Source organism: uncultured Microbacterium sp. (genome assembly GCF_937927635.1).
GTDB lineage: Bacteria > Actinomycetota > Actinomycetes > Actinomycetales > Microbacteriaceae > Microbacterium.
Genome location: NZ_CALBRW010000025.1, coordinates 213,340 through 220,206, shown reverse-complemented (window position 1 = coordinate 220,206; position 6,867 = coordinate 213,340). Strand labels below are relative to the sequence as shown.

Genomic DNA, 6,867 nt, shown 5'->3' with positions numbered 1-6,867 from the left:
TCGCCCGCACCCACGCGATCGGCCAGATCGCACCGGGCAAGGTCACCAAGCTCGTTCCGTTCGGCGCGTTCGTCCGCGTCGCAGACGGCATCGAGGGCCTCGTGCACATCTCCGAGCTCTCCAGCAAGCACGTCGAGCTGGCCGAGCAGGTCGTGTCGGTCGGCGAAGAGGTCTTCGTCAAGGTCATCGACATCGACCTCGAGCGTCGCCGCATCTCGCTCTCGCTCAAGCAGGCCAACGACGCGGTCGACCCCAACGGCACCGAGTTCGACCCGGCGCTGTACGGCATGCTCGCCGAGTACGACGAGAACGGCGAGTACAAGTACCCGGAGGGCTTCGACGCCGAGACGGGTGCCTGGAAGGAGGGCTTCGACGCCCAGCGCGAGGCATGGGAGCAGGAGTACGCGGCTGCCCAGGCTCGCTGGGAGGCCCACAAGGCTCAGGTCGTCAAGGCGGCCGAGGCCGAGGCCGCGGCGGGCGACAGCTTCGGCGGTGCGCAGTCCTCGTTCTCGAGCGACTCCGCCGGCGCCGGCACGCTGGCCGACGACGAGGCTCTCGCCGCTCTGCGCGAGAAGCTCTCGGGCGGCAACGCGTAAGCAGCCATCACGCAGGACGGGTCGTCGCCTTCGGGCGGCGGCCCGTTCCGCGTATCCGGGCCGATCCGCCACCGTGCTGCGTGACAGGATGGAGGAATGCCGCTCATCGCCCTCACCGGAGGCATCGCCTCGGGAAAGTCGACCATCGCCGCGCGTCTGGCCGAGCACGGTGCCGTGATCGTCGACGCGGATCAGATCGTGCGCGACGTGCAGGGGCCGGGATCGCCGGTGCTGGCGGCGATCGCCGCGGAGTTCGGCGAGGATGTCATCCGCACCGACGGTGCGCTGGACCGGGCGGTGCTGGGCGCCAGGGTGTTCGGAGACCAGGACCGGCTGCAGGCGCTGAACGCCCTCGTGCACCCCGCCGTGCGCGAGGAGTCCGAGCGCCGATTCGCAGCGGCATTCCAGGCGGACTCGGATGCCGTCGTCGTGTACGACGTGCCGCTGCTCGTGGAGGCGCGCGTGGATGACCCCTGGGATCTGATCGTGGTGGCCGACGCGCCCGCCGACCTGCGCGCACAGCGCATGGTCGCGCTGCGCGGCATGACCGAGGAGGATGCACGAGCGCGTCTCGCGTCGCAGGTGCCGGATGACGTGCGCCGGTCCATCGCGGATGTCGTGATCGACACGTCCGGCACGATCGAGCACACCATCGCCCAGACGGATGCGCTGTGGGAGCGGGTTCGGGCACGGTGACCTTCGCCGGCCACATCCCGGGGACGTCGTCGTACCGGCGCCTCATCGTCGGCCTGTTCTTCGCCGGCGTCGCGACCTTCGCGCAGCTGTACTCGCCGCAGGCCGTGCTGCCGCAGATCTCCCGGGATCTCGCCATCGACCCCGCCACGGCCGCCGTCGCGATCTCCGCGGCCACGCTGGGGATCGCCGTCGCCGTGATCCCGTGGTCGGTCGTGGCCGACCGCCTCGGGCGCGTGCCGGCCATGACGATCGGCGTGTTCTCCGCCACCGTGCTGGGCATCCTGGCGCCTCTCAGCGATGACATCGTCGTGCTGCTGGGCCTGCGGCTGCTCGAAGGGGCGGCGCTGGGATCCGTTCCGGCCGTCGCGCTGGCCTATCTCAGCGAGGAGGTGGACGCCCGCTACGCTGCCACCGCCGCCGGCAGCTACATCGCCGGCACCACGGTGGGCGGGCTGTCCGGCCGCATCGTGTCCGGACTGGTCGGCGAGGTGACGGACTGGCGCTGGGGGATCTGGGCCGTGGCGGGGATGTGCGCGGCATCCGCTGTGCTGTTCGTCTGGCTCACGCCGCGCGCCCGCGGCTTCGTGCCGCTGCGCGAGCGGACGCAGCGCGGGCCCGCGATCGTGCAGCGGCTGTGGCGGCCGCTGCGCTCGGCGCGCCTGTGGGCGCTGTACCTGCAGGGGTTCCTGCTGATGGGCGGCTTCGTCGCGGTCTACAACTACCTGGGCTTCCACCTCTCGGCGGCGCCGTTCGATCTGCCGGGCTGGCTGGTCACACTGCTGTTCCTGGCGTACCTGGCCGGCACGGTCTCGTCGCCGTGGGCGGGAATGCTGGCATCCCGCATCGGGCGGTTCCCGGTGCTGCTGGGGTCGGTCGGCGTGATGACGGCGGGCGCCCTGCTGATGGCGGTGCCGCAGACGGTCGTCGTGCTCGCAGGCCTGCTGCTGTTCACCGCCGGCTTCTTCGGCGCACACGCCATCGCCTCCGGCTGGACGCCCGTCGTCGCAGGGCCCGCGGTGCGCGCCCAGGCGTCTTCGCTGTACTACTTCGCCTACTACGGCGGGTCCAGCCTGTTCGGCTGGGCGCTGGGCCTGGTGTTCGGGGGAGCGGGCTGGGGTGCGTTCGTCGCCGTCGTGGTGGCGATGTGCGCGGCATCCGCTGTCGCCGCAGCTGCGGCGCTCGGCCGGGCCGAGTCGACCCGCTGACGTCCCGCGGGCGGTGCGCGTCCGGTCCGCATGTCCGTGGCCCCTCGTAGGCTGGAGGGATGCAACCCACGCGCAGCGTCCGTCCCTTCGAGGTCGTCAGCGAGTACATGCCCGCCGGCGATCAGCCGCAGGCCATCGCCGAGCTCGCGGCGCGCATCAACGCCGGCGAGACGGATGTCGTGCTGCTGGGCGCCACAGGAACCGGCAAGTCCGCGACCACCGCCTGGCTCATCGAGCAGGTGCAGCGTCCGACGCTGGTGATGGCGCACAACAAGACCCTGGCCGCGCAGCTGGCCAACGAGTTCCGCGAGCTGATGCCGAACAACGCCGTCGAGTACTTCGTCTCGTACTACGACTACTATCAGCCCGAGGCCTACGTGCCGCAGACGGACACCTTCATCGAGAAGGACTCCTCGGTGAACGCCGAGGTGGAGCGGCTGCGGCACTCCACCACGAACTCCCTGCTGTCCCGGCGTGATGTCGTGGTGGTCTCCACTGTGTCGTGCATCTACGGCCTCGGCGCGCCGGAGGAGTACCTCCGCGCCATGGTGGCGCTGCAGGTGGGGGAGCGGTACGACCGCGACGCCCTGATCCGGCAGTTCATCTCGATGCAGTACAACCGCAACGACGTGGACTTCTCGCGCGGCAACTTCCGCGTGCGGGGCGACACCATCGAGATCATCCCGGTGTACGAGGAGAGCGCGATCCGCATCGAGCTGTTCGGCGATGAGATCGAGGCGCTGTACTCCCTGCATCCGCTCACCGGAGAGGTCATCGAGAAGCTCGATGCCGTGCCCATCTTCCCCGCCTCGCACTACGTGGCGGGCACCGACGTGATCCAGCGCGCCATCGGCACCATCGAGGCCGAGCTCGCCGAGCGGCTGGAGGAGCTGGAGCGCCAGGGCAAGCTGCTCGAGGCGCAGCGGCTGCGCATGCGCACCACCTTCGACCTCGAGATGCTGCAGCAGCTGGGCTTCTGCTCGGGCATCGAGAACTACTCCCGCCACCTCGACGGGCGCGAGGCCGGCGAGCCGCCGCACACGCTGCTGGACTTCTTCCCCGACGACTTCCTGCTGGTCATCGACGAGTCGCACGTGACGGTGCCGCAGATCGGCGCCATGTACGAGGGCGACGCCTCGCGCAAGCGCACCCTCGTCGAGCACGGCTTCCGGCTGCCCAGCGCACTGGACAACCGCCCGCTGCGCTGGGACGAGTTCAAGAACCGCATCGGCCAGACCGTGTACCTCTCCGCCACGCCCGGCAAGTACGAGATGGGCATCGCCGACGGCGTGGTGGAGCAGATCATCCGCCCCACCGGCCTGCTCGATCCGGAGATCGTCGTCAAGCCCTCCAAGGGGCAGATCGACGATCTGCTCGAGGAGATCCGCATCCGCGTCGAGCGCGAGGAGCGCGTGCTGGTCACCACCCTCACCAAGAAGATGGCCGAGGAGCTGACCGACTTCCTCGGCGAGCACGGCGTTCGAGTGCGCTACCTGCACTCCGACGTCGACACTCTGCGTCGCGTCGAGCTGCTCACCGAGCTGCGCGCCGGCGTCTACGACGTGCTGGTCGGCATCAACCTGCTGCGCGAGGGACTGGACCTTCCCGAGGTCTCGCTGGTCGCGATCCTGGATGCCGACAAGGAGGGCTTCCTGCGCAGCGGGACCTCGCTGATCCAGACCATCGGCCGCGCGGCGCGCAACGTCTCGGGCCAGGTGCACATGTACGCCGACAACATGACGGACTCCATGGCCAAGGCCATCGAGGAGACCGAGCGGCGGCGCGAGAAGCAGAAGGCGTACAACGCCGAGCACGGCATCGACCCGCAGCCGCTGCGCAAGCGCATCGCCGACATCACCGAAGTGCTGGCCCGCGAGGCCGCCGACACCGCCGATCTGCGCGCTGCACGGACCAAGTCCGGGAAGGGCAAGGGCAAGGCGCCGACGCCCAACCTGCGCCGCACGGGAATCGCGGCCGAGGGCGCCGCGCAGCTGGAGGAGACCATCGGAGACCTATCGGACCAGATGCTGGCGGCCGCGGCCGAGCTGAAGTTCGAGCTGGCGGCCCGGCTCCGAGACGAGGTGCAGGACCTGAAGAAGGAGCTGCGCGCCATGGAGAAGGCCGGACACGCCTGATGCGGCGGACCGGCGGGCCCGGTCGGACGCTCGCCTAGAGTGAGACCGTGACGGACCAGGGCCACCAGCGGGGAAGCGACCCCCGTGGAACCCGCTCCGGACGCTCGCGTCGTGCGCTGACGGCAGGCGGCGCACTGCTGCTGTTCGCCGTCGCCATGCTGAGCGCCGCCATCGCCGGACGTCCGGTGATCGACCTTCCCTCGTCGACACCGCCGCCCCTCCCTGTCATGCCGACTCCGACCAGATCGGACTCGGGCCTTGGCGGCATCCCACAGCAGCGCGACGCGTCCGATGAGACGCTGGCGGTGATCGGGATCATCCTCGTCCTGATCATCGTCACGCTGATCGTCGTCGGGCTGGTGCTGCTGGTGCGCGCGCTCATCCGGGCCTGGAAGGACCGGCCGCTGCGCAGGCAGGACGCGGCCGACGTGGACGTCGATCTCGCCGTCGAATCCGTGGCCGAGCCCGTGCCCGATGCTCCCGCCGTCCGTCGCGGCATCGCCGCCGCCCGCGACGCCATCACCCGTCGCACGGACCCGGGCGATGCGATCATCGCCGCCTGGCTGGGCCTGGAGGAGGCCGCGGCTGATGCCGGCGCAGGGCGCGGCATCAGTGAGACGCCCGCGGAGTTCACGCTGCGGATCCTGCGGCAACGGTCAGGCATCGACACTCCGACGAACCGACTGCTGCGCCTGTACGAGGGCGTGCGCTTCGGCGGGCACGCGGCGAGCGAGTCCGACCGGACTGCGGCGGCAGACGCGCTCTCCGCCATCGAGGACGTCTGGCGATGAGGCGCGGATCGCGGGTGTGGATCGCTCTGGGCGTCGGGGCGGCGGTCGCCGTGGGCCTGAGCATGCTGCAGCTGCCCGTCGTGTACACCTCGGGCTGGGGGCTGCTGGTCGCCGCGGGCGCGCTGCTGTTCGGCATCCGCCTCGCCGACGACCCGCGAGCCGACGCCCCGGGCCGCGAGCGCGGCGCCGAGTACACCGGCTCCGAGGTGTCACGGCTGGCCTGGGCCATCAACCTGCGCACCGGCACCGCCAACGAGGCGGTGGTGCGCCGCGTGCGCGCGACGCTGCGGCGCCGCCTGCTGCGCCACGGCGTCGACGTCGACGACGAGCAGCAGGCCCCGCGCATCGACGAGCTCATCGGCACCGGCCTGTGGACGCGGCTCAACGGCCGGCGCACGCGCGTCTCCGACCTCCGCGAGGCACTCGCCGCCGCCGAACGGCTGGCACCCGCATCCGACTCACCGCACAGGGAGAACGAACAATGAACTTCGAGGACATCGCCCGGCTCGGGCGCAGCATCCGTGAGGCCGTCGCGACCGTGGTCGTCGGCATGGACGATCCGCTGGAGATCGCGCTGGCGACCATCGTGGCCGGCGGGCACGTGCTCTTCGAAGACGTGCCGGGGCTCGGGAAGACCGTGGCGGCCCGCAGCCTGGCATCCGCTCTGGGCCTGTCGTTCCGCCGCCTGCAGTGCACTCCGGACATGCTCCCTGGCGATGTCACGGGCTCGTACGTCTACGCGCCGGACACCGGCCAGTTCGTGTTCCGCCCCGGCCCCATCTTCACGGGCGTCCTGCTGGCCGATGAGATCAACCGCACGACGCCGAAGACGCAGTCGGCCATGCTCGAGGCCATGGCCGAGCGGCAGGTGACCGTGGAGGGCAACAGCTTCCCGCTCGAGCCGCCCTTCCACGTCATCGCCACGGCGAACCCGATCGAGTACGAGGGCACCTACTCCCTGCCGGAGGCGCAACTGGACCGCTTCATGGTGCGGCTGTCGGTCGGCTACCTCGATCAGCGCGGAGAGACCGAGATCCTGCTCGCCAGGCTCCGCCGGCACCAGGAGGCGACGCATGTCGATCCGGTTCTGGCACCGGGGCAGCTGGCGCAGCTGCAGGAGGCCGTGGAGCGGATCCACGTCGACGACGACGTCGCGGCGTACTGCGTGGCGCTGGCCGCCGGCACCCGATCCGCGCAGCATGTGGCCGTCGGCTCCTCGCCGCGCGGCTCGCAGTCGCTCGTGCTGCTGGGACGCGCACTGGCGGCCCTCGACGGGCGCGACTACGTGCGCCCCGACGACATCAAGCGCGTGGCGGTGCCTGTGCTCGCGCACCGGCTCACGCTCACCCCGCAGGCTTGGGCGCAGGGCGTCGATCCCGCCGAGGTGGTCCGCGGCGTGGTCGCGACCGTCGCCGCGCCGCCCAGCGTGGCGGTGCGGCGCTGA

The 6,867-nt window shown here is 71.0% G+C and carries 7 protein-coding genes; all 7 read left to right on the top strand.

Annotated elements, in window-relative coordinates:
* A partial coding sequence (locus Q0568_RS13215) for a S1 RNA-binding domain-containing protein (RefSeq protein ID WP_298867280.1) occupies positions 1 to 596 on the top strand: 596 nt, incomplete at its 5' end.
* A 96-nt stretch (positions 597 to 692) separates the two neighbouring features.
* Positions 693 to 1,292, top strand: a complete 600-nt coding sequence (gene coaE, locus Q0568_RS13210) for a dephospho-CoA kinase (protein ID WP_298867278.1) — start codon at positions 693 to 695, stop codon at positions 1,290 to 1,292.
* The gene (locus tag Q0568_RS13205) at positions 1,268 to 2,497 is read left to right on the top strand and encodes an MFS transporter (protein WP_298867276.1); all 1,230 of its coding nucleotides are present in this window, start codon (positions 1,268 to 1,270) and stop codon (positions 2,495 to 2,497) included. Before coaE ends, Q0568_RS13205 begins: the two co-directional genes overlap by 25 nt.
* A 59-nt stretch (positions 2,498 to 2,556) precedes the next feature.
* Positions 2,557 to 4,632, top strand: a complete 2,076-nt coding sequence (gene uvrB, locus Q0568_RS13200) for an excinuclease ABC subunit UvrB (RefSeq protein ID WP_298867274.1) — start codon at positions 2,557 to 2,559, stop codon at positions 4,630 to 4,632.
* A gap of 47 nt (positions 4,633 to 4,679) precedes the next feature.
* Entirely contained in the window at positions 4,680 to 5,423 is a 744-nt protein-coding gene (locus Q0568_RS13195; protein WP_298867272.1) for a DUF4129 domain-containing protein, read from the top strand.
* Positions 5,420 to 5,908, top strand: a complete 489-nt coding sequence (locus tag Q0568_RS13190) for a hypothetical protein (protein ID WP_298867270.1) — start codon at positions 5,420 to 5,422, stop codon at positions 5,906 to 5,908. The genes Q0568_RS13195 and Q0568_RS13190 overlap by 4 nt, the downstream gene beginning before the upstream one ends.
* Positions 5,905 to 6,867, top strand: coding sequence for a MoxR family ATPase (locus tag Q0568_RS13185; protein ID WP_298867268.1), 963 nt, complete (start codon positions 5,905 to 5,907; stop codon positions 6,865 to 6,867). The genes Q0568_RS13190 and Q0568_RS13185 overlap by 4 nt, the downstream gene beginning before the upstream one ends.